This window comes from Arthrobacter sp. HLT1-20, assembly GCF_054510895.1.
In genome coordinates, this window is the sequence record NZ_JBTNDR010000027.1 from 13,946 (window position 1) to 39,069 (window position 25,124).

Here is a 25,124-nt window from a genome sequence, read left to right on the forward strand (position 1 = left end):
CGGTGAGATGACGGGGGTTTCCTATTGCTCTCGACGAGCCCAGGCAATTCAAAAGACTGCCCGCTCAGGAGCGGTGTTGGCGGGTGGTTCCTTTAGGCCGAGCGGCGTCGGCGGGAGGTTGTCAGCAGGACGAGCATGGCTCCTGCCAGCAAGACGATGGCTGATCCGGCAAGCCAGGGCAGGGTGTCAGTTCCAGTCTTGGCCAGCGGTGCTGTCAGGGATGCTTCGGTGGTGACGGCCGGTGTCGGGCTTTTAGTGGAGTCCGGTGTCGGTTTGGTGGTGGCTGCAGGCGTCAGGCTCGTGACGATCGTGAATTCCTTGGCGTTGCTGCCTGCCACGTTTGTTGCGGTGATGGTGAACTCGGCGGATCCTGCGGTGGTGGGTGTTCCCGTGATGGCACCCGTGGCGGAATCGAGCGAAAGTCCCGCGGGCAGTTCGCCTGCGGAGACGGCGAACGTCATCGGTGTGGTGCCCGTGGCCTCAACCGCGGCCGAGTAGGCCTTGCCGACCGTTGCGCCATCGAGTGATTCCGTGGTGATGGCCGACGCTTCGGTGATGGTGATGCTCAGTGTTTTCCCACTGGAAAGTGCGATGTTTGCGGCCGTAACGGTGAAGGTGGCCTCAGCGCCAGAGGAAGGAGTCCCCGTGATGTCTCCAGTGCTCGGGTTCAGGGTGAGACCCTCGGGTAGATTCCCGGAGCTAATGGAGAAGGTGATGGGCCCGCTGCCGACAGCGGTGATGGTTGCAGAATACGCCTGGCCCACCTGACCTGCCGGGAGTGTTGAGGTAGTGATGGACGGCGCATCAACGATGGGGCTAAGCGTGAATTCCTGGCTTTCGCTACCGGCCACGTTGGTAGCCGTGATGGTGAACGTCCCCGGGGCGGATGAGGTAGTTGTTCCCGAGATAACACCCGTTGCGGTGTTCAGGGTCAAGCCGGTGGGCAAGGCGCCCGCCGTCACGGTGAAGGTGATCGGCCCGGTACCTGTGGCCGCTATTGTCTGGGAGTAGGCCGTTCCGACCGTGGGGTTGGGCAGTGTGGTGGTGGTGATGGTCGGTGCCAGACTGGTGGTGATAGTGAATTCCTTGGCGTTGTTGCCTGCCGCGTTCGTTGCGGTGATGGTGAAGTTGGCAGAACCAGCTGCGGTGGGTGTTCCCGAGATGGCGCCTGTGGTGGTGTTCAGTGAAAGCCCTGCGGGCAGCTCACCTGCGGAGACCGTGAAAGTGATCGGTCCCGTACCCGTTGTCTTGATGGCTGCTGAGTAGGCAACTCCAACCGTTGCACCTGCAAGGGAGGTGGTGGTGATGGTCGGTGCCAAGCTGGTGGTGATCGTGAATGCCTGGGCGTTGTTGCCAGCCGCGTTCGTTGCGGTGATGGTGAAGTTGGCTGAACCGGCTGCGCCGGGTGTTCCCGAGATGGCGCCTGTGGTGGTGTTCAGTGAAAGCCCTGCCGGCAGTGCGCCTGCAGTGACGGCGAAGGTGATGGGTGCGGTGCCCGTTGCTGTGACCGTGGCCGAGTAGGCAGTACCAACCGTTGCACCAGTAAGGGAGGTGGTGGTGATGACTGGTGCCACCATGGGCGAAATGACTGACAGTTTGTTGTCGGCCCGGGTGGCGTAGACGGTGTTGGTGGCGGTGTTCAATGCAATGGCACGAGTAGTCGCACCCACGTTGACGGCGCTTGCCACTGTATTCGTGGCGCCGTCGATCACCGCCACGAAGTTGTTGGCTGCTCTCGCGACAAAGACAATGTTCCTGCCCTCGTCCACCTGAAGTTCAAATGGCTGCGAGCCCAAAGGGATGGTCGTGGTGATTGCTCGGGTGGTGCCATTGAAGACCGTCAGCGCGTTGTTGCCCAAGCCAGTGGCGTACACGGTGTTGGTGGTCTCATTGACTGCAACTCCGAAGGGATTGGTTGCCACGGTGACGCCGGGTTTCACCGCGCGCGTCAGGCCGTCGATTTCGAACAACTGGCTGCCAATGTAGTCCACCGCATAAATGGTGTTCGTTGTCTCGTTCACCGCGATCGCGGTGGGCTGCGACGTCGAGATACCGACATTGAAAGTGGCAACCGTACCCGTTGCGACATCGATCTCCGACACGGAATGGCTCAGGTTGGCCACATAGATCTTATCCGTGGTCTCATTCACGGCCATGGCGTAGGGGTAAAGGCCAACGGGGATGTGCGTCAATGTCCCTGTTGCGATGTCGATTTTCGACACACTGCTGAAGCCCGGGGTGGCGAGAATGGAATCAGAGTTGGCGACGTAGACCGCGTTAGAGCCTTCATGCACTGCAATGGAGCTTGGCTGAGGGGGGTTTGGCAAAAGGCCAGAAGAAAACGTGCTGGTGACCACTCCGGTAGTCGCGTTGATCGCCGATACCGTGTTGTCTCCGGTGTTGGCAACATAGATCATGTTGGTCGTTGCGTTGAAGGCGACGTCCGTCGCCCGGTTGCCAACGGCGATGGCTGCGCTGGCATAGTAAGCATTCGGGGCAGCCTGGGCCGGCAGCGGCACGAGGGCTGCGAGCAGGACGGCGCCCGCCACCGCGAACGCGGACAATCGGGGCAGCGACAAACGACGGGTTCTCATGGGGCTCCTGGGCAGTGGGAAGTGAGCCCACAGCGGGCCTTCATAAGACTAGTGTAAGGATGACGTCGGAGTGGCCGGATCGGACGAACATTGCGCCACTCCGCCTACTTTTGCTCTCCTGTAACGCGAATGTGACACGCGGTCCACTACAAAACCCCGGCCAACTCGGAACGAGTTGGCCGGGGTTTTGGGAGGGGGTGCGTGGGCCTAGGTCGAGCAACGTCCTCCGTGCTGTCCGGAGTGCGCCGCTTCTTCTATGCTGAGCGGCGTCGGCGGGCGCTCGTCATCAGGATGAGTATGGTTCCTGCCAGCAAGACGATGCTTGATCCAGCCAGCCACGGCAGGGCGTCAATTCCAGTATTGGCCAGCGGCGCTTCCGGGGAGGGCTTGACGGTGGCCACCGGTGTCGGGCTGGTGGTGACCACAGGGGCCAGACTTGTGGTGATGGTGAGCTCTTTGGCGTTGCTGCCTGCCACGTTCGTTGCGGTGATCGTGAACTCGGCCGTGCCAGCTGCTGTAGGCGTGCCCGTGATGGCACCTGTGGCAGCATCCAGGGCCAGCCCTGCAGGTAGTTCACCCGTGGTTACGGCGAAGGCGATGGGGCCGGTGCCCGCTGCTTCAACGGTGGCGGAGTATGCCTTGCCGACTGTGGCGCCAGCGAGTGATTCCGTGGAGATGGCAGGTGTCAGGCTTGTGGTGATGGTGAATTCCTTGGCGTTGCTGCCTGCCACGTTCGTTGCGGTGATCGTGAACTCGGCAGAGCCAGCCGAGGTAGGCGTGCCCGTGATGGCACCTGTGGCAGCATCCAGGGCCAGCCCTGCAGGTAGCTCACCTGCGGAGACAGTGAAGGTCAGCTGTGCTGTGCCCGTTGCCTCGATGGTTGCCGAGTAGGCAGCGCCAACCGTTGCACCCTCAAGTGAGGTGGTAGTGATGGTCGGTGTCAGGCTCGTCACGAGGGTGAGCTCTTTGGCGTTGCTGCCTGCCACGTTCGTTGCGGTGATCGTGAACTCGGCCGTGCCAGCTGCTGTAGGTGTTCCGGCGATGGCACCGGTGGTGGTGTTCAGTGTCAGCCCGGTAGGCAGGGTGCCAGCGGTCACGGCGAAGGTGATGGGTCCGGTGCCCGTTGCTGTGACCGTGGCCGAGTAGGCAGCGCCAACCGTTGCACCTGCAAGTGAGGTGGTGGTGATGGTCGGTGTCAGGCTGGTGGTGATGCTGAGTGCTTTGGCGTTGCTGCCAGCCACGTTCGTTGCGGTGATGGTGAAGTTGGCTGAACCAGCTGCTGTGGGTGTTCCGGCGATGGCGCCTGTGGTGGTGTTCAGTGAAAGCCCTGCGGGCAGCGCGCCTGCAGTGACGGCGAAGGTCATCGGTGTGGTCCCCGTTGCTGCAACCGTGGCCGAGTAGCCGGTGCCAACCGTTGCGCCGGCCAGGGAGGTGGTGGTGATCGTCGGTGCCAGGCTGGAGGTGATGGTGAAGGCCTGGGCGGTGCCTCCTGCGGCGTTCGTTGCAGTAATCGTGAAGTTGGCTGTGCCAGCCGCCGTGGGTGTTCCCGAGATGATACCCGTGGTGGTGTTCAGTGAAAGCCCGTTGGGCAGTGCACCTGCAGTGACGGCGAAGGTGATGGGTCCGGTACCAGTTGCAGAAACAGTGGCGGAGTAGGCGGTGCCAACTATGGCGCCAGCGAGGGTGGTAGCGGTTATGGCTGGCGGGGACATGGCCGTTAGTACGGTCAATTTATTGTCGCTGCGGGTGGAGTACACAGTGTTGGTTGCGGCATTCATGGCAAGCGAACGTGCCATGAAGCCCAAAGGCACTGTGGAGGTCACAGTTTTGGTGACGCCATCGATCACCGATATTGAGTTGCCCGTGATGTTGGCGACGACGACCGTATTCCTGCCTTCATCCACCTGGACACCGAACGGGTCCAGGCCCACTGCGATCGAACCAACCACTGTGCGGTTCGCGCCGTCGAACACAGTAACTGTGTCTTGGCCGATGCTGGTGGTGTAAACCATGTTCGTGGTCTCGTTGACGGCAACCCCGAACGGGGTGGTCCCAACCGGCACACCGGCCTTGATCGCGTTCGTGACGCCGTCTATTTCAAACAGCTTGCTGCTGCTGTAGTCAACCGCGTAGATGGTGTTTGTGGCTTCATTCACTGCAACCCCGCTGGGAGTGGTGCCCGGGCCCGTAGGGAGGACTGCCACCGTGCGCGTCACCCCATCAATGACCGAGACCGAACCACCGGTATTGGCGATGTAGATCTTGTTCGTTGCCTCATTCACTGCTATGGCGTACGGGAAAGAATCGACCTGGAAGGACCCAGTCGCCAGACCGTTAGCCACATTGAACTCCACTACGGTGTTGCCGTTCGGATTGGCCAGGTACAACCTGTTCGTGACTGAGTTCACTGCAATCGCAACTGGTTGACCCGAGGGAGGCAGAATCGCAGAAAAAGAAGACACCACCGTTCCGGTGACAGTGTCGATGACAGACACCGTGTTGCTGGTGGTGTTGGCAACGTAAACCCTGTTCCTGGTTGCATCAAGGGCCACACTCGTTGGTTGGGACCCGACGGGGATGTTCTTGGTTACTTCATACGTAGACGGGGCAGCCTGGGCCGGCAGCGGCACGAGAGCTGCGAGCAGGACGGCGCCCGCCACCGCGAACGCGGACAATCGGGGCAGCGACAAACGACGGGTTCTCATGGGGCTCCTGGGCAGTGGGAAGTGAGCCCACAGCGGGCCTTCATAAGAATAAGGGACGCATTCCGCTCTTGCGGCCAGATCAGCGAATATTGCGCTATCGGGCCCCTTTTAGTTCTAATGAGGGGCAATTGTGACACATGTCCCACTACAAAACCCCGGCCAACTCGGAAGGAGTTGACCGGGGTTTTGGGTGGTCTCACGAGAAGCGAGCTGCGGAAACGTTAGCCGAAGTACTTCGGCAACGTGCCCTCGTGTGCGGTGCGCAGTTCATCCAACTGGGTGGAGAAAAGGCCCTGGATGTCCAAGGCGCCTCCGGCTGCGTCAACAACACCAATGCGGGCTACCGGGAAGTTCCGGGCCGTGCACATGTCGTTGAAGCGGACTTCTTCGCTGCGGGGAACGGACACGATGGCCCGGCCCTGTGTTTCGGAGAACAGCAAGGTGAAGGTGTCAACGCCATCGCGCTGGGCAACCTCATCCAGAGCCACGCGGGCACCGGTGTTGAAGCGCAGTGCCGACTCCACCAGGCCGGCCGCAAGGCCGCCCTCGGACAGGTCGTGGGCGGAGTCGATCATGCCGTCGCGGGACGCGTTGATCAGGATTTCGCCCAATTCGCGCTCGCGCGCCAGGTCAACCTTCGGCGGCAAACCGCCCAGGTGGCCGCGCATGTTGGCCCACTCGGAACCATCCATCTCATCGGCCGTGGTGCCGAGCAGGTAGATGGCCTGGCCGTCTTCCTTCCAGCCCGACGGCGTGCGGCGTGCGACGTCGTCGAACTTGCCCAACACCGCAACAACGGGGGAGGGGTGGATGGGCGTGGTGCCCGTCTGGTTGTACAGCGAGACGTTGCCGCCGGTGACCGGGATGCCAAGCACCATGCAGGCGTCGGACAGGCCGCGGATGGCTTCGGCCAGCTGCCACATGACATCCGGATCCTCGGGGGAGCCAAAGTTCAGGCAGTCACTGACGGCCATGGGCACGGCGCCGGAGGTGGCTACGTTGCGGTAGGCCTCGGCGAGTGCCAGCTGGGCGCCGTGGTACGGGTCCAGGTAGGTGTAACGGCCGTTGGCGTCGGTGGCCAGGGCAACACCCAAGCCTGTTTCCTCGTCCACGCGGATCACGCCGGCGTCGTCGGGGAAGGCCTGAGCCGTGTTGCCGCCCACGTAGCGGTCGTACTGGTTGGTGATCCAGTCCTTTGAGCACATGTTCGGGGACGCAACGAGTTCCAGCACTGCTGCCTTCAACTCATCAGCCGTGGCCGGGCGGCCGGCATCCTGAACGGAGCCGGTGAAGGCGTCTGCCTGCAGGGCGTCCTGCCATTCCGGGCGGGCGTATGGGCGGTCGTAGACAGGGCCGTCGTGTGCCACGGTGCGCGGGTCGACGTCGACAATGACTTCGCCTTCCCACTTGATGATCAAGCGGCCTGTTCCGGTGACCTCGCCGAGCCATGAGTACTCCACGGCCCACTTTTCCATGACGGCTTCAAAAGCGGCCATGTTTTCCGGCGTCACAACAGCCATCATGCGTTCCTGCGACTCTGACATCAGGATTTCGCCCGGGGTCAGGGTGGGGTCGCGCAGCAGAACGGAGGTCAGTTCGACTTCCATGCCGCCGTCGCCGTTGGAGGCCAACTCGGAGGTGGCGCAGGAAATACCCGCGGCACCAAGGTCCTGGATGCCCTCAACCAGTGAACCCTTGAACAGTTCCAGGCAGCACTCGATCAGGATCTTCTCCGCGAAAGGATCGCCCACCTGGACGGCGGGGCGCTTGGACGGCTTGGTGTCATCGAAGGACTCCGAAGCCAGCACCGAGGCGCCGCCAATGCCGTCGCCGCCGGTGCGCGCACCGAACAGGACAACCTTGTTGCCCTTGCCGGAGGCGTTGGCCAGGCGGATGTCCTCGTGGCGCATGACGCCAACAGCCAGCGCGTTGACCAGCGGGTTGCCCTGGTAAACGGCGTCGAACACCATTTCGCCGCCAATGTTCGGCAGACCCAGCGAGTTGCCGTAGCCGCCGATGCCGGCAACAGCACCGTGCATGACGCGGGCGGTGTCCGGGTGGTCGATGGCGCCGAAACGCAGCGGATCCATCACGGCCACCGGGCGTGCGCCCATGGAGATGATGTCGCGGACGATGCCGCCAATGCCTGTTGCTGCACCCTGGTAGGGCTCAACGAACGACGGCGAATTGTGGGACTCGATCTTGAACGTCACGGCCCAGCCGTCGCCCAAGTTGGTGACGCCGGCGTTTTCGCCGATGCCCACCAGCATGTCCTTCTTCATTTCCTCGGTGACCTTTTCGCCAAACTGGCGCAGGTGGTTCTTGGAGGACTTGTAGGAGCAGTGCTCGCTCCACATGACGGAGTACATGGCCAGCTCGGCGCCGGTGGGGCGGCGGCCCAGGACCTTCACGACGTCGTCGAACTCGTTTTGCTTCAGGCCCAGCTCGGCCCACGGCAGTTCGACGTCGGGGGTCACGGCAGCGTTGGCAACGGTGTCGATATTGAACTTCTTGGCTGACTCGGTGGTCGAGGTCTCAGACATTTATTTGCCTCCCAGAAGCGTGTTCAGGACAGAGGTGAAGAATCCCAATCCGTCGGTGCCGGTGTGGCCGGGGCCGTAACCGTTTTCGATGGCGTGCTCCGGGTGCGGCATGAGGCCCACCACGTTGCCTGCGGCGTTGGAGATGCCGGCGATGTCGCGGCGTGAACCGTTCGGGTTGCCGCCAACGTAGCGGAAAGCCACCCGGCCCTCAGCCTCAAGGGCGTCAAGGGTCTTCTCGTCCGCAATGTACTGGCCATCCTGGTTTTTCAACGGGATGGTAATTTCGGTGCCTGCTGCGTAGGCGTTGGTCCATGCGGTGGAGTTGTTCTCCACGCGCAGCACCTGGTCGCGGCACAGGAACTTCAGGTGATCGTTCTTGATCATCGAGCCGGGCAACAGGTGCGCCTCGGTGAGGATCTGGAAACCGTTGCAAATACCCAAAACAGGCAACTTGGCGTCGGAGTTCGCTGCGTCAACGATCTGGCCCATCAACGGGGCAAAGCGTGCGATGGCACCTGCCCGCAGGTAATCCCCGTAGGAGAATCCGCCGGGGATGACAACAGCATCAACGTCGCCAAGGGTGGTGTCGGCATGCCACAGCGAAACGGGGGTGGCGCCAGAGGCGCGCACGGCGCGGGCGGCGTCGCGATCGTCAAGGGTTCCGGGGAACGTGACAACGCCAATGCGTGCTCCCGCCAAACGGGAATCGACGGGGGCAAAGGTTGCCCCGCCAATCAAGGGGGTTTCAGTCATGACTAGTCCGCCACTACTTCAACATTGACTACGTCTTCGATGACCGGGTTGGAAAGCATGGTTTCCGCTGCATTGCGGGCCTGCGCCAGGATTTCCTCGGTCACCTCGCCATCAACAAAAAGTTCAAAGCGCTTGCCCTGGCGCACAGCGGAGAACGCTGTGAAGCCCAAGCGGGGAAGAGCGCCAACAATGGCCTTTCCCTGCGGGTCAAGGATTTCGGGTTTGAGCATGACATCGACAACGATCCGGGGCATCCGGGGACTCCTGATGTGAAAAAGGGGTGGCCACGGATTGCCGTCTTACGCCGTCTTTTGGGTCAGGAGGTCAAGACCTGAAAACCGGTGAGTCGAAGCGCTCCGCGAGCTTGCCTCTCCATTCTACGCAAGTGTTTGCGAACTCCTGAATTTGCGTGGTGCAGCTCGCATTCGGGTGCGCGGGGTTTTTGATCCTACCCACGGGTAACGCCTTAAGCAAAGTCGTTTTGTGACTGGGGGCACGCTACGGTTGTGGGACGTTCCATGTCTGATGAATCACAGTCAGGCGTGGTCCATGTTATGAAATGGCGACCGCCACGCGGCCCACGAAGGCCGCCGAAAGGACCACATGAAATCCACCGACTTTCCACGCCGATGGAAGAAGGCCCGCGCCGTTGCAGCCGCGGGAACACTGACTGCAGGTCTTTTGACCAGCATGATCGCCCCGGCAGATGCCGCTCCCCAAAACTTGCCAGCACCGGCGGCTGTTGAGGCGCCCAGCTATGTTGAGCAGGTTTTGGCCAAAAAAGGCGACAACGCCATTGACCCGGTCTTGGGTGCCAACTACCGCATCCCCGCCCTGGCCCACCTGGGCAACGGCATTGTGCTGGCCTCCTATGATGGCCGACCCTTCGGTGGTGACTCGCCGGAGCCGAACTCCATCATCCAGCGCCGCAGCACCGACAACGGCAAGACCTGGGGCGCACCCACCTACGTGGCCCGCGGCCAGATGCCGGCCACAGGCGTTGCCCGCTACGGTTTCAGCGACCCCAGCTTTGTGGTGGATGAGATCACCGGCGATGTCTTCAATTTCTTTGTCTACTCCAAGGACGTCAGCTTCCAGGGCGGCGGATACGGCAACAACGACGCCGACCGCAACATCACCAGTGCCGCCGTCGCAGTTTCCAAGGACAAGGGCCTGAGTTGGTCCATGGACCCCGCCAACATGCCTGTGCTTCCTCCCGCGAACTACACGGCCGGCTCTGCATTTGCCGGGTTTGACGGTCCGTTGATTACCGACGTCGTCAAGCCCGTGGGCACCACGGTGGGTGCACAGAACAACGTTGGCGGAGTTGCGGGCGTCTTTGCCGCATCCGGTCAGGGCATCCAGCTCAAGTACGGACCCAACAAGGGGCGGCTCATTCAGCAGTTCACCGGCAAGGTCAAGCTTGCTGATGGTTCCACCCCGTACCAGGCGTACAGTGTGTTCTCCGATGATCACGGCAAGACCTGGGAGCGCGGCGCTTTTGTGGGCACCGGCATGGATGAGAACAAGACTGTTGAACTCTCCAACGGCGACGTCATGATGAACTCCCGCGCCAGCAGTGGCGGCAACGGCGGGCGCAAGATTGCCATCTCCAAGGATGGCGGTGAGACCTACGGTGCCGTCACGATCGACAGCTCTTTGCGTGACCCGGTCAACAACGCCTCCATCATCCGCATGTTCCCGTCCGCAGCGCAGGGCTCCGATGAGGCCAAGATGCTGTTGTTCTCCAACGCCAACGCCACCTCGCGTTCCAACGGAACCGTTCGCTACTCCTGCAACGACGGCGCCACCTGGAGCTCTGGCAAGCAGTTCAAGTCCGGCACCATGAGCTACTCGACGCTCACCCCGTTGGGCGACGGCACCTTTGGTGTGTTCTACGAGGGCGACAACAACACCATGACATTCGGCAAGTTCAACGCCGAATGGCTGGACATCCAGTGCGGCGTTTCCATGACGGCAAAAGCCCTTACGGGCGCCAATGGCGCAACGGTCCAGGCTGAGATGACTGTTGTCAACGACGGCAAGAACACCATTGCCGGGGCCAAGGGATCCTTTGCGCCCGTGCCGGGTTGGGCCTTTGGCTCCACGCCGCTCCCCGACGTCAAGCCGGGTGCCACCGCCACTGTTTCGGTGCCTGTGACCATTCCCGACTACCTGAAGGCTGGCTCCGCAAGCATTGCGGCCACCATCAAGTACGGCCAGAGCACGCTTTCCGCGGTTGTGCCCGTCACCGTTACCGGCGGCTCCACATCCAACGTAGTCGGCCTGGACATCGTTGGCTCCCGCACGGACAAGTCACGTGACCTGGCCACCACCCCCTACACGGCAGGCGATCTGCTTCCGTACCAGTTTGTTGTGACCAGCCTCAGCAACGTCACCGCCAAGTCACTGCCGCTCACGGGCAACTTCTCCCCGTTCGTGCCCGAAGGAGCGGGCAACTGCCGCTTTGGTGTGCTGAATGTTGGAGCCAGCTACACCTGCAGCACTCCGAAGCACGCTGTCAGTGAGGCGGAAATTGCCGATGGCTTCTTTGTTCCGCTGACCACGTGGGAAGTCACAGGCTCCGGCGCAGCGACGAAGAACTACACCATTGCGGGTGACGAAGTTGATGTGTTGCTGCGCAAGCCCTCATTGGCTGTCACTGTGGGTGCGGGTCAGGTGCACGATGTTGACGGCGACGGCTTTGCCAGCGCCGGTGACGTGGTCAGCTACGACGTCGCCGCCACGAATAATGGCAACGTCCGCTTGACGGATATCTCCGGCCTGGCAACTGTTCAGGGTGCTGCCGAGGGAGAAGGCGCTGAGTTGGCCGTGGGCGAAAGCATTGAAGGCACCTTTGAGCGTGTCGTGACGGACGCCGATGTTGCAGCCGGCAAATTGTCGGCTGTCAGCGTCAAGGTGGCTGCCGCCAACGGCGCCCGCGCAGTATCCGCGGATGCCGGAGGAGCCGCACTGGTGCTCAACGTAAAGCCTGGTGTTTCCGAGTCGGCCAAGCCCACAGAGTCCGCCACACCGTCTGAGTCCGCAACGCCGTCGGCCATGCCCGCTGGGGACAAGGATTCCGGAAGCACGGACGCAACGGCGAAGAATCCCCTGGCCAACACGGGCTTCGGCGCCCTTCCGTTCGGCATGGCCGGAGGATTGCTGCTGGCCTTTGGCGCATTCCTGGTGTTCCGCATGTCACGGCGCACGCGCCACTAGGCGCGCCCAGCCAAGGCATTTCCAAATGGTTAGTTGAGGGGCGCACCCGCCAGGGGCGGGTGCCCCCCTTCTTCGTTGCAAGTGGATGCTCGTTATTTCTCTGCGGCATGGGCTGGCGCGGCCGCTACCAACGTGACTATGCAGATAACGCCCTCTCGGCGCCGTGAGAGGGCGTTATCTGCATACTGACCGTCGGGTCGGGGGTCAAAAGTGGCTCAGCGCGGGCTCCCTCGGTAATACTGACGAAATTGTGCGACACATCTCACATTTGTGATGCATAACACGGTAGTGTGTGGTGGGTCATCCTATGTCCGAGGTCCTGGGGAGCCGGCGGATGTTGATGGAGTGCATGCATTTTTTGATGGCCAACGCTGGCCACTTGAGAGGAATCGATGAAATCCACCGATACGGTGCTCCGCTTCGCGCGCGGGCACAAGGCCGCTACCGCGGGGGTGTTGGCCGCGGGCTTGTTTGCTTCCGTGATGGGCCCAGCCTTCGCGCTGGCAACCGCCCCGCAAGCCGCCGCAGCAGTTGGCACCTACACTGAGCAGGCCCTGGCCACGCCAGGCGACAAGGCCACCGTGCCGAACCAGGCTTGGTACCGCATTCCCGCCCTGGCAGATTTGGGTGGCGGCGTTGTCCTGGCATCCTATGACGGCCGGCCCGACGGCGGCGACTCACCATCCCCGAACTCCATCGTTCAGCGCCGAAGCATTGACGGCGGCGTGACTTGGGGTGCCCCGACGTTCATTGCCCGCGGGCAGGTGGGCAGTCGCGGTGTGCTGCAGTACGGCTTCAGTGACCCCAGCTACATTGTTGACAAGGTCACCGGCAACGTCTTCGCCTTCTTTGTCTACTCAAAGGACCAGGGCTTCCATGGCAGCAACTTTGCCAACAACGACGCCGACCGCCAGATGGTCAGCGCCGCGGTGGCTGTTTCCACTGACAAGGGTTTGACCTGGTCCATGGATCCGGGCAACATGCCCGCCCTGCCCGTGGCTGCCAACTATGCCGCAGGCTCCAAATACGCCGAGTTCGACGGCCCCCTGATCTCCGACGTGGCCAAGCCCCTCGGTGACGCCACCAACATTGGCGGCGTGGCCGGCCTGTTTGCCGCATCCGGCGAGGGCATCCAGCTCAAGTACGGCCCCAACAAAGGCCGCCTGATCCAGCAGTTCACGGGCAAGGTCAAGCAGCCCTCCGGCGGCACGGACATGCAGTCATATAGCGTCTACTCCGATGACCATGGCAAGACGTGGACGCGCGGTGCGTTCGTTGGCACCGGAATGGATGAGAACAAGACTGTTGAACTCTCCAACGGCGACGTCATGATGAACTCCCGCGCCAGCAGCGGCGGCAACGGCGGCCGCAAGGTGGCGATTTCCAAGGATGGCGGTGCCACATACGGTCCGGTCACCATCAACACCGATCTGCGCGATCCTGTGAACAACGCCTCCATTGCGCGCATGTACCCGGACGCAGTCCAGGGTTCGGCCGAAGCAAAGATTCTGCTGTTCTCCAATGCGAACGCCACCTCCCGGACCAACGGCACCATCCGCTACTCCTGCGATGACGGAGCCACCTGGAGCGCAGGCAAGCAGTTCAAGGACGGCTACATGGCCTACTCCACGGTGACTGCGCTCAGCGACGGCAAGTTCGGCCTGCTCTACGAGGGCAACAGCAACGCAATCACCTTTGGCAAGTTCGACGCCGACTGGCTGGGTGTCGACTGCATCGGCACCATGACGGCGGCACTGACAGGGGCGGCTGTTTCAGGCGCCAACGGTGCAACAGTCAATGCCGCATTGACTGTAACCAACAACGGAACCACAGCATTGTCTGGTGCAACGGCGTCGTTCGCGGCAAAGCCCGGCTGGACCCTGGGCACCGTTGTTGTCCCCGATGTAGCCGCGGGTGCATCCGTGGTAGTCAACGTTCCTGTCGCGATCCCCGCCTCGGCCAAGGCTGGTTCCGCCAGCCTGAGCGCCTACGTGGCCCGTGGTGCGCAGAAGGCCACGGCCACCGTGCCCGTCACCATCACCGGCGGTGCCACGGAGAACATTCTGGGCGTCGATGTCCAGGGCTCCCTGAGGGCGCCCATCCGCGATGTGACCGTTACCCCCTACGCCCTGGACGAGCAGGTTCCCTACAGCTTCCGGGTTGAGAACCTCAGCAACGTCACAGTTGAAAACCGCCCCACCGCGGGCAACTTCCATCCGCTGCGCCGCGTATCCGAAGGTGGAATTGCTGATACCGGCAACTGCGGCTTCGGCACCTTCAATGTGGGTGTTGTCTACCCGTGCAACTCCCCGCTCCACAAGGTCACGGCAGCCGACCTGGCTGACGGATTCTTTGTTCCCCAGACCACGTGGCGATTGACCGCCGGAGCGCTCACCAAGAGCGTTTCCGTCACAGGAGCCGAGGTTGACCTGCTGGTCCGGCAGCCTTCCTTGACCGCCACCCACACGGGCGCAACCCTGGTGGATGTTGATTCCAGCGGCTTCGCCACTGTGGGCGACACCGTCAGCTACACCTCAGTTGTCACCAACACCGGCAATGTCAGGCTCACGGGCGTCACGGTTGCCGGGCAGCCCGCCTTTGAGCTGGCCGCGAGTGAGATTAAGACCCTAACCTCCGTCTACACCCTGACCGCCGCAGATGTTGCCGCAAACAAGGTGGTCTCGGGCTTGAGCGTCACCGCCAAGAATGGCTCCAAGTTCGCTGGCGTCTCGGTTTCGGCGGCACCTGTGGCGGCCTGCTCGGACGCGCTGTGCGGCGCCACGCCGCCCATGGCGAACCTGATCCCGCAGGATGATCTCAGCATTGAATCAGTGTCCTCCGAGGAGCTGACGGGCGAGGCTGCCCCGAGCGGCCCCGCGGCAGCACTGCTTGATGGGGATTACAACAGCTTCTGGCACAGCAAGTGGTCCGGCACCGCCGGCGTTTACCCCTTCTCCGTGGTGTTCGACCTGGGCTCGCGCTTCAACGTCACCGGCTTCGAGTACACCCAGCGCCAGAACGGTGCGAATGGCAAGATGAAGGACTACGAGATCTTCGTTTCGGACAGCCCCACGGAGTTCGGGACGAAGGTCGGAAACGGTGCCTTCACTGCCTCAACCGATCCCCAGCGCATAGCCATCGCTGGCAACAAGGCCGGCCGCTACGTCAAGCTCGTTGGCTTGAACGGTATCGCCAACAACGCCTTTGGCGGCGGCGCCGAAGTCAACATTGGGGGCCTTCCCGTTGCGGCTGGGACGGCAACTGTTTCTGCCTCGCCCGGCTCGGTTGAGGCAGGCAAGGACGTCAGCGTCACTGTTGGCGGCTTCGCGGCAACCACTGCTGTCTCATTGACTCTCGACGGCGGTATTTCCTTGGGTAGCGCAACAACCGATGCCTCCGGAAATGCCACGAAGACAGTCACCGTTCCTGCCGGAACGGCTGCTAAGAGCTACACGCTTACGGCATCGGCCGGTGCGCAGAGCGCCACTGCAGCCCTTGTTGTGACCGCTCCCGCGCCGGTTCTTGGTGCCACCATTGCAGGTGCGCGCAATGATGCAGCGCGCGACCTGGCTGCAAACCCGTACACGGTTGGTCAGGAATTGCCCTACAACTTTGTTGTCAAGAGCACCTCCAATGCCGTCTCCACCGTCTTCCCGACTGCCGGTGAATTTGCCGGCTTCAACATCGACGGAACGCCCAACTGCCGCTACCGCAACGTTCCGGCACTGGGTGGCTACACCTGCACTACGGCCAAGCGCGTTGTGACGTCCGCTGATGTTGCCAACGGCTACTTTGTCCCTGTGACCAAGTGGAGCGTTGAAGCAACCGGCTCGGAAACCGTAAATTACACCATCACCGGTGGCGAAGTGGATGTCTTGGTTCGTACGCCGTCTGTTGCTGTGAGTGTTGCTGGGGGTGTTCTTGAGGACAAGGATGCCAGTGGTTTCGCCAGCGTTGGTGATGTGGTGAGCTTTGCTGTGACTGCCAGGAATGATGGCAATGTTGCCTTGACGGGTGTTTCCCTGTCAGGCACCATGGGTGCCGCGGCTGATTTGGCTGTTGGTGCCAGCACTGTTGGCACGCTGAAGCACACGGTGACAGCTGCTGATGTGACTGCAAAGGCTGTTGCTGCTGTTTCTGTTGCCGGTGCTGCTAAGAACGGTGTCAAGGATGTTGCCAAGACCGGTACCGGTGTTGCGTTTGCTTTGACGCTGGCTCCGGAACCGACCCCCTCGGCAACTCCTTCTGCCAGCCCGTCGGCGACGCCTTCGGCGACCCCCTCGGCAACTCCTTCGGCGACGCCGTCCGCTACCCCGACGGCGACCCCCTCGGCAACTCCTTCGGCGACGCCGTCCGCTACCCCGACGGCGAGCCCGTCCGCGACGCCTTCGGCGACACCGTCGGCCACCGCATCGGCCGCACCGTCTGCGACACCGACTGCCACGACGCCTGCGACGACTGCTCCGGCCACTGAGGAGCCCTCCGGATCCTTGGGCGCTGGCACGGTCACTGCCGGTGGCGAGCTGACGGTGACGGGTAAGAACTTCAAGCCGGGTACCACGGCGACGTTCACGCTGCACTCGGATCCTGTGATTCTGGGGTCGGCTGTGGTGCGTGCCGACGGAACCGTTTCGCTGACCGTCAAGCTGCCGGCGAATGTTCCTGCCGGTGCGCACACCGTGGTCATCGCGGGAACGGGCACCGACGGCGAGGCTGTTGAAGTCAGCATCGCTGTGAAGGTGTCTGGCAGCACTGCAACTGCCGGCGGCGATGCAACAAGCTCCGCCGCTGCTTCAACCACGGCCGCCGCAGCAGTCGGCCTGGCCAACACGGGTGCCAATGGCACCCTTCTTGGCGGGCTCGCCGTGGCCCTTGTTCTGGGCGGATTGGTTCTGTTCGGGGCCACCCGACGCAGGGCAGCCAACCACTAAGGCTGGCCAACCCGATGGGGTGGGTTCCGGAAGATCGCTTCCGGGGCCCACCCCATCGGGTTTAAGTGCAATGACGCCAGCATGCAAGTCGACTGTCGCAATTGCCGGCAGCTTGCGTAACAGTTCGACGATGCCTTCTCGAGTGATCCATGACACGCTAGTGTGTTGTAGGTCATCCTATGTCCCAGGTCTTGGGGCGCCAAGCGTGGGGTGCGTGCTTGTCCGAATTTGACGGCCGTTGCCGGCCACCGAGAGGAATCGATGAAATTCACCGATAGGAAGCGCCGCTCCAAGAGCGGGCCTGCCGCTGTTGCGGCAGGAGTGCTCGCAGCAGGACTCCTGACGTCCATGATGGGCCCGGCCTTTGCCCAGGAAGTCGCGCCGGCCGCCGCAACACCGGAGGCCCCGAGTTACACGGAACAGTTCCTGGCCAAGAAGGGTGACAACGCCATCAGCGCATCCCTGGCGCCCGGCTACCGGATTCCGGCCCTGGCTGACTTGGGTGGCGGCGTCGTTCTTGCTTCCTACGACGGCCGCCCGAACGGCGGAGACTCGCCGGCACCAAACTCCATCATTCAGCGCCGCAGTGTCGATGGCGGCAAGACCTGGGGAGCCCCCACCTTCATTGCCCGCGGCCAGATCGGCACGGGCGGCAACCTGCAGTACGGCTTCAGTGACCCCAGCTATGTGGTGGACAAGGAAACCGGAAACGTCTTCAACTTCCATGTCTACTCAAAGAACCAGGGGTTCTTTGGCAGCATTCTGGGCACGGACGACAGTAACCGGGATGTCACTGGCACCGAGGTGTCTGTCTCCACGGACAAGGGCCTTACCTGGTCCACCGACCCGAGCAGCATTCCCACTCTTCCCGTGCCGCAAAACTATGCGCCGGGTTCCAAGTACGCGAACTTTGACGGCCCCCTGGTTACCGACGTGGTCAAGCCCGTCGGTGCAACAGTTGGTGGCGTCAACAATGTGGGCGGTGTGGTGGGTGAATTCGCCTCCTCCGGTGAGGGCATCCAGCTCAAATATGGTGCGCGCAAGGGCCGCCTCATCCAGCAGTTCGCCGGCCGTGTTCGCAACACTGCGGGCAGCGAAGTTATTCAGGCCTACAGCGTGTACTCCGATGACTACGGACAGACCTGGAAAAAGGGCGCCAACATGGGCAGCGCCATGGATGAAAACAAGGTGGTTGAGCTCTCCAACGGGGACGTTATGCTCAATTCCCGTGACAGCGCAGGTGCGGGTGGGCGCAAGGTTGCCATTTCCAAGGATGGCGGCGAAACTTGGGGCCCTATCAGCTACAACTCCACTTTGAAGGATCCCCGCAACAACGCCTCGATCGCCCGCATGTACCCGGACGCGGCGTTGGGTTCGGAGCAGGCAAAAATGCTGTTGTTCTCCAATGCCAACAGCAGCTCTCGTGACAACGGCACCATCCGCTACTCCTGCGACGACGGCGCAACCTGGAGTGCCGGCAAGCAGTTCAAGTCCGGCTACATGGCCTACTCCACCGTGACGGCCCTCAGCGATGGCACCTTCGGACTGCTGTATGAAGGCGACAGCGACAACATTGTGTTCGCCAAGTTCAACACCGAATGGCTGAGCCCCTTCTGTGGCGCGCAGGTTACTGCCGCGGCCCTGAGCGGCGCCAACGGTGCAACTGTCCAGGCCCAGATTTCGGTCAAGAATGTTGGTGACACCGCGTTGGAAGGCGCCACAGCCACCTTCGCCACGCAGGCCGGCTGGGTATTTGGTTCGGCTGCGGTTCCCACCGTTGCACCGGCCCAGAGCGCCACTGTCAGTGTTCCCGTGACGATTCCCAGCTACGCCAAGGCAGGCACCTTCAACCTGACTGCCAAAGTTTCGGTTGGCGGCGATGCCGCACTAGGCAACGTCCCTGTCACCATCACCGGCGGTGCTACCACGAACATCATTGGCCTCGACATCAAGGGTTCGGCAACAGACACGGCACGTAACCTCACCACCAGTCCTTACGCTGTTGGCGACCAGGTTCCCTACCAGTTTGTCGTGAACAGCCTCAGCAACGTGGCCGTGAAGTCGGTTCCCTTGACCGGCAACTTCAACCCGCTGGTACCCGCCGACATTGGCGGGCCCACGGCTGCCGGCAACTGCCGCTTTGGTTCAGTCAGCGTATGGGCCGGCTACACCTGTGGCACTCCGCGCCACCAGGTAACTGCGGCCGAGTTGGCTGACGGCTTCTTTGTACCCCTGACCACGTGGGAAGCAACAGCAACCGGAGCAACCACGCAGAACTACACCATCACAGGCGATGAAGTTAACCTCGTTGACCGTAAGCCTTCTGTTGCTGTGAGTGTTGCCGGGGGTGTTCTTGAGGATAAGGATGCCAGTGGTTTCGCCAGTGTTGGTGATGTGGTGAGCTTCGCCGTGACTGCCAGGAATGACGGCAATGTTGCCTTGACGGGTGTTTCGCTGCCCGGGACCACGGGTGCTGAGTCGGTTTTGGCTGTTGGTGCGAGCACCGTTGGCACGCTGAAGCACACGGTGACGGCTGCTGATGTGGCGGCCAAGCAGGTTGCTGCTGTGTCTGTGGCTGGTGTTGCAAAGAATGGTGTCAAGGATGTTGCCAAGACCGGTACCGGTGTTGCGTTTGCTTTGACACTGGCTCCGGAACCGAGCCCCTCGGCTACTCCTTCGGCGACCCAGTCGGCTACCCCCTCAGCGACCCCGTCGGCCACTCCTTCGGCCACTCCTTCGGCTACGCCGTCGGCCAGCCCGACCGCAACGCCCACGACGGGCCCGTCTGCTACTACTCCGGCAACGACGGCTCCGGCCACTGAGGAGCCCTCCGGATCCTTGGGCGCTGGCACGGTCACTGCCGGTGGCGCGTTGACGGTGACGGGTAAGAACTTCAAGCCGGGTACCACGGCGACGTTCACGCTGCACTCGGATCCTGTGATTCTGGGATCGGCTGTGGTTGCTGCTGATGGGACTGTGTCCCTCACGGCCAAGGTGCCTGCTGGTGTTCCTGCCGGTGCGCACACGGTGGTCATTGCGGGCACGGGTGCCAACGGTTCAGCCGTTGAGGTCAGCCTCGCCGTCAAGGTGACTGGCAGCAACGCCTCCGCCAGCGGATCCGCATCAAGCGATCCCGCCGTGTCAACAACGGTTGCCGCAACAGGCGGCCTAGCCAGCACCGGCTTCGGCCTGCTGCCGGTGGGCCTGCTTGGCGGCCTGCTGCTGGTGCTGGGCGGCCTGCTCGCCATCCGCAAGGTTTCAACCCGGGGTGCCCGCCACTAGCGGAACACCCAAACACAAAGGAGCGGGGGTTGTTGGTGCCGACGGCGCCGACAGCCCCCGCTTCGTTGATCATCCATGCTGACCGGCCCTGAGGTTTTGTCGGCCAAGGATCCACTGACATTTCGATAGGATTTGGACATGGTTTCAGTTATTGCGCAGTGGTCAGGAATGTTCAAAATTGAAGCCGCAGAGGATGGCGCACAACGCTTCTTGCGGCTGGATCCGTCCGGCTTCCTGCCACCCTTCACCGACTTGCTGGCCAACCGCGCGGCCATGGCTGCAGGGGTGCGGGCCAGCTGGCGCACCAACGGCGGAACGCTGAGCATTGCCGGTCACGGTGCGGTGGATTGTGCACCTTACGACATCTTGGTCAACGGCCAGCGCACCCACCGCTTGCCGGCCGTAGGCTCCCACACATACACCGTCGACCTGGGCAACCTTGCACCCGACTCACTGGTCCAATTGTGGCTGCCGCACTTTGGCGACTTCACGCTGAGCCAGGCCGTGTTCGACGGCGAAACCGTGGGCACAGCCAGCGAGGCCGGACCGCGTTGGCTCACCTACGGCAGTTCCATCACGCACTGCCAGCAGGCGGACGGCCCCACCCAGAGTTGGCCGGCCTTGGTTGCGTTTGAAAATAGCTGGGAGCTGGTCAACCTGGGCTTGGCGGGGGAGTGCCAATTGGATCCGGTGGTGGCAGATACCATTGCGCAAACTCCGGTTGACCTGATCTCCTTGTGCGTGGGCATCAACAGCTACAACGCAGCAACGTACTCCGAGCGAACTTACTCCGTCACCTTGCAGGGATTCCTGAATACCATTCGCCGCGCTCATCCGCACGTGCCCATTGTTGTCATCACAGCTGTGCTGTCCCTGCCACGCGAAGAAACCGTCAATGCCGTTGGCTGGACGCTGCGCGAGTACCGGGAGGCCACAGCCCAGGTGGTCACCGTTCTCCAAGACAAGGGCGACACCGCGCTGCACCTCATTGACGGCGCCTCCGTGCTGACGGTGCAAGAGGCCAAGGACAGGCTTCCCGACACGCTGCACCCGGACACCGCTGGCTACGCCATCATGGCAAAGCGTCTAGCGCCGCAGCTGGCCTCCGCCCTCCGCTAGTGCCTCGTGAACGTACAGTAGATGTTGATGTTGGCGGCAAACATCAACATCTACTGTACGTTCACGAGGCATGCGGCCCGAGGCATGCGGCATGCGGGCGCGGAGTTTGTTCCTAGAGGCCCAGATCTGCCTCAAAGGCGGCCGCAGACAGGCGCGCTGTCAGGGTTTGCAGGAACCGGCCGGCGTCGGCCCCGTCCACCAGACGGTGATCGTACGTCAGGCAGAGGTACATCATGTGCCGGATGGCCAACAGGTCATCGCCGTCCGGGCCGGTGATGACCATGGGGCGCTTCACGATGGCGCCAACACCCAAAATGCCAACCTGGGGCTGGTTGATGATGGGCGTGTCAAAGAGAGCACCCACCGAACCAATATTGGTGATGGAGAAGGTGCCGCCGTTGAGTTCCTCGGCCTTGATGGAACCGTCCCGAGTGCGGGCAGCCACATCGGCAATGCCGGCAGCCAGCCCGGCCAGATTCAACGAGCCGGCATCGCGCACCACAGGAACCATCAGGCCCTTGGGGGCGTCCACGGCAAAGGCGAGGTGTTCGGCGTCGTGGTAGGTGATGGTGCCGGCGGCCTCATCAAAGGCGGCGTTGAGCATGGGATGCACCTTCAACGCCTCGGCGACTGCCTGGGCAATGAACGGCAGGTATGTCAGCTTGACGCCATGAACAGCCGCGAACTGCGCCTTGGCCTTCGCCCGCAACCGGACAATTCCCGTCACATCCACCTCATGCACCTGCGTGAGCTGGGTTGAGGTGTTCAGTGATTCCCGCATGCGCGAGGCAATCACGGCACGAATCCTCGGCGCCTTCACCACGGTTCCACGCAGCGTGGTCGCTGCCGGGGCTGCGGCCTTGGCCTGGGCCTGAGTCGCAGGTGCAGCGATGGCCGCCGGTGCCGACGGCGTGGCAACAGCTGCGGCTGCTGCTTTCCGTACGTCGTCCCCGCGAACCCGTCCACCAATTCCTGTGCCCGATACCCTTGACAGGTCAACCTTGTGTTGGCGGGCGAGCCGCCGCACCAGGGGGGTGAAGTAGAGACCCGTTGGTGCCGGTGCCGGTGCAGGTGCGGGTGTTGGTGCGGCAACGTTCGGCGCGGCGACCGGGGCCGGTGGCGCGACCACTGGGGCTTGGACAGCTTCGAGCACCGGGGGTGCTACCACCGCAGGCTCGGCCACCGGAGCCGCTGCTTCAGAGGCAATGATGGCCAGAACGGAGCCGATCTCTGCGATTTGGTCCTCCGGCACCAGGATGTGGGCAAGGACGCCGGCAAACGGGGACGGGATCTCGGTGTCCACCTTGTCGGTGGACACCTCCACGAGTGGCTCGTCAATGGAGACGCGGTCACCCACTGCCTTCAGCCAGCGGGTGACTGTACCTTCCGTGACGCTTTCGCCCAAGGCTGGAAGCAGCACGGACTCAGACATGGCTCTCTCGCTCCACGGTGATCTCTCCTCGGCGCAACAGCTTGCCGGTGGGTGTCACGAAGTCAACTTCCGCACCGCGCAGGAAGGTGCGCCGAACCACTCCGGAGAGTGCACGTCCGTCGTATGGGGTGATGGGGTTCTTGTGCCTGAGCTTGGAAACGTCAACCACGAACGCGTCGTCGGCGGCAAACACGGCGAAGTCGGCGTCGTAACCGGGGGCCAGCTTGCCCTTCTTGTGCAGGCCAACCAGCTCGGCCGGGGCCGTGGACATCCACTTGATGACCTGTTCCAAGGCGATGCCGCGGTGGCGGGCCTCGGACCAGATCAGTGACAAACCAAGCTGCAGCGAGGAGACGCCGCCCCAGGCCACGGCGAAGTCGCCGTTTTCCAGGTCCTTCAAATCCAGGGTGCTGGGGGAGTGGTCGGTGACGATGCAGTCAATGGTTCCGTCCTGCAGGCCCTCCCACAACTTCTCGCGGTTGGAAGCCTCACGGATGGGCGGGCAGCACTTGTAGGCGGTGCCGCCGTCGGGGATTTCCTCGGCCATGAGTGTCAGGTAGTGCGGGCACGTCTCAACGGTGAGGCGGACGCCGTCGCGCCGGGCGCTGGCAATCATGGGCAGGGCATCGGAGGAGCTCAGGTGCAGGATGTGCGCCCGGGCGCCGGTCCAGCGGGCCCTCTCAATGACCTCGGCAATGGCAAGGTTCTCGGCGCCGCGCGGGCGTGAGGCCAGGAACTTGTCATAGTGGTCGCCGGCGGCCGTGGGGGCCCTGTCGATCGCCCGGGAATCCTCGGCGTGGACAATCATGATGGAGTCGAAGGACTTCAACTCGGCCATGTCGATTTCCATCTCGTCCGCGTCCAGGGGCGGGAACTCGTCCACCCCGGAGTGCAGCAGGAAGCATTTGAAGCCGAACACACCGTCGTCGTGCAAGGGGCGCAGATCCGCCTTGTTGCCGGGGATGGCCCCGCCCCAGAATCCAACGTCAACAAACGCCTGGTCCAGCGCCACGCTGCGCTTCAACTCCAGGGCTGCAACATTGGTGGTGGCCGGGATGCTGTTCAGGGGCATGTCGATGACTGTTGTGACGCCACCGGCGGCGGCGGCACGGGTGGCGGAGGCGAACCCCTCCCAATCCGTGCGGCCGGGCTCGTTGATGTGCACATGGCTGTCAACAAGGCCCGGGATCAGGGTTTCGTCGTCGGCCAGCTCAATGACTTCAAGGCCCTGAAGGTTGTTGCCAAGTGGTTCCAAGGCGATGACGACGCCGTCACGGACGCCCACTTCACGCGGCACAATGCCGGCTGTGGTGAGCACGCGCTGGCCGCGGAAGACGAGGTCATAAACGGTGCCGTGGAAGGCGCTTTCTTCGATGCTAGACATAGGAATTCTCCTGTTCGTGGCCTGTGCGGGCCAGTTCTGAACCAATGAGGGCGCCGATCTGGGTTAGCAGACTGCCGGCGTTCTTCATGCAACGGCTGGTGTCGGGTTCAATATCTGTAAGTGCGTGTGTGTGGGCAAAACCGGCGCCCTGCAGGGTGCCTGCGTCCAAGGTGGTGCGTCCGCAAACGGCAACAACGGGGACTCCGGCTGCTCGGGCCGCAGATCCCACGCCCATGGGGGCCTTGCCAAACAGGCTCTGCTCGTCCAGGCTACCTTCACCGGTAATGACCAGATCGGCCCCGTGGAGCCGATCCGCCAAACCCGTCAGGCCGAGGACAACGTCAATGCCGGAACGGCGCTTGGCGTTCAAAACGGCCAATGCGGCGTAGCCGGTGCCACCGGCTGCGCCGGCGCCCGGGGCGTCGATGGCGTCCACTGCGGCCGTGCCCAGGGCGTTGGCCATGATCCGGAAGTACCGTTCAAGGGCGTTCTCCAGCTGCACCACGTGTTCCGGGGTTGCGCCCTTTTGGGGGCCAAAGATGGCTGCAGCGCCTTCGGGACCCAGGAGCGGGTTGTCCACGTCGCTGGCCAGGGTGAACTTGACCCCGCCCAGGCGCTTGTCCAGGCCCGTGACGTCGATGTTTGTCACGGTGGAAAGGGCCCCGCCGCCGGGCAGCAAGTGCCGCCCGGCAGCGTTCTTGAACGTCACACCCAAGGCTGCGAGCATTCCTGCCCCGCCGTCGGTGGAGGCGCTGCCGCCCACGCCAAGCACAATGTCCGTGCAACCGTGGTCAAGTGCGGCACTGACCAGTTGCCCCGTGCCGAAGGTGGAGGCGGCCAGCGGGGACAGGTGGCCATCGGGCAACACTGCCAACCCTGATGCCGACGCCATCTCGATCACTGCTACGGTGCCACGAATGGCGAAGTCCGCGTCCACAGTCTCGCCCGTGGGGCCCTGGACCGTTGCGCTGACCCGGGTGAATCCTGCGGCGACGACGGCGTCAATGGTGCCCTCGCCGCCGTCGGCCACTGGCATCAGCTCAATGTCCAGGCCTTGGTGGGTGGACCGCAAGCCGGCTGCCAGGAACTGGGCAACCTCGGGAGCCGACAAGGATCCTTTGAACTTGTCAGGGGCGAGGATGACTCGCATGAGCCGGTC

General features: G+C 62.7%; 11 protein-coding genes and 1 pseudogene. 4 read left to right on the forward strand and 8 right to left on the reverse strand.

Going from position 1 to position 25,124, the window contains the following annotated elements; translation table 11 throughout:
* Nucleotides 1–92: 92 nt before the first annotated feature.
* From ACX80Q_RS13785 to purS, 5 genes are all read right to left on the reverse strand, one after another.
* Complete coding sequence (locus tag ACX80Q_RS13785) at nt 93–2,594, reverse strand: beta strand repeat-containing protein (RefSeq protein ID WP_459331102.1); 2,502 nt, start codon at nt 2,592–2,594, stop codon at nt 93–95.
* Nucleotides 2,595–2,848: 254 nt separating this feature from the next.
* Nucleotides 2,849–5,299 carry a putative Ig domain-containing protein gene (locus tag ACX80Q_RS13790; protein ID WP_459331103.1) on the reverse strand — a complete coding sequence of 817 codons (2,451 nt, stop codon included), beginning with the start codon at nt 5,297–5,299 and terminating at the stop codon, nt 2,849–2,851.
* A gap of 221 nt (nt 5,300–5,520) precedes the next feature.
* Nucleotides 5,521–7,842 (reverse strand): phosphoribosylformylglycinamidine synthase subunit PurL, encoded by a 2,322-nt coding sequence (gene purL / locus ACX80Q_RS13795; protein ID WP_459331104.1) that lies wholly within the window; start codon nt 7,840–7,842, stop codon nt 5,521–5,523.
* Entirely contained in the window at nt 7,843–8,595 is a 753-nt protein-coding gene (gene purQ, locus ACX80Q_RS13800) for a phosphoribosylformylglycinamidine synthase subunit PurQ (RefSeq protein WP_459331105.1), read from the reverse strand.
* Nucleotides 8,596–8,597: 2 nt separating this feature from the next.
* Nucleotides 8,598–8,849 carry a phosphoribosylformylglycinamidine synthase subunit PurS gene (gene purS / locus ACX80Q_RS13805; RefSeq protein ID WP_103465358.1) on the reverse strand — a complete coding sequence of 84 codons (252 nt, stop codon included), beginning with the start codon at nt 8,847–8,849 and terminating at the stop codon, nt 8,598–8,600.
* A gap of 349 nt (nt 8,850–9,198) precedes the next feature.
* Here purS and ACX80Q_RS13810 point away from each other — a divergent pair, with 349 nt between their 5' ends.
* The 4 genes from ACX80Q_RS13810 (at nt 9,199) to ACX80Q_RS13825 (ending at nt 21,149) form a co-directional block, all read left to right on the forward strand.
* A complete protein-coding gene (locus ACX80Q_RS13810; protein ID WP_459331106.1) occupies nt 9,199–11,817 on the forward strand; it encodes an exo-alpha-sialidase in 2,619 nt (872 codons plus the stop codon).
* Between the two features lie 392 nt (nt 11,818–12,209).
* The gene (locus ACX80Q_RS13815; protein WP_459331107.1) at nt 12,210–16,748 is read left to right on the forward strand and encodes a discoidin domain-containing protein; all 4,539 of its coding nucleotides are present in this window, start codon (nt 12,210–12,212) and stop codon (nt 16,746–16,748) included.
* 261 nt (nt 16,749–17,009) lie between these two features.
* On the forward strand, nt 17,010–20,030 hold the full coding sequence (locus ACX80Q_RS13820) for an exo-alpha-sialidase (protein ID WP_459331108.1): 3,021 nt from the start codon (nt 17,010–17,012) through the stop codon (nt 20,028–20,030).
* A gap of 138 nt (nt 20,031–20,168) precedes the next feature.
* The gene (locus ACX80Q_RS13825) at nt 20,169–21,149 is read left to right on the forward strand and encodes a GDSL-type esterase/lipase family protein (RefSeq protein ID WP_459331109.1); all 981 of its coding nucleotides are present in this window, start codon (nt 20,169–20,171) and stop codon (nt 21,147–21,149) included.
* 112 nt (nt 21,150–21,261) lie between these two features.
* On the opposite strand, the pseudogene sucB reads toward ACX80Q_RS13825, so the two are convergent.
* The 3 genes and pseudogenes from sucB to ACX80Q_RS13840 all read right to left on the reverse strand — a co-directional run.
* Nucleotides 21,262–22,626, reverse strand: a pseudogene (sucB, locus tag ACX80Q_RS13830) (2-oxoglutarate dehydrogenase, E2 component, dihydrolipoamide succinyltransferase); the annotation flags it as partial.
* The gene (gene allB, locus ACX80Q_RS13835; RefSeq protein WP_459331110.1) at nt 22,574–23,965 is read right to left on the reverse strand and encodes an allantoinase AllB; all 1,392 of its coding nucleotides are present in this window, start codon (nt 23,963–23,965) and stop codon (nt 22,574–22,576) included. The pseudogene sucB and the gene allB, both read right to left, overlap by 53 nt.
* Complete coding sequence (locus ACX80Q_RS13840; protein WP_459331111.1) at nt 23,958–25,115, reverse strand: glycerate kinase; 1,158 nt, start codon at nt 25,113–25,115, stop codon at nt 23,958–23,960. Before ACX80Q_RS13840 ends, allB begins: the two co-directional genes overlap by 8 nt.
* Nucleotides 25,116–25,124: the final 9 nt, after the last annotated feature.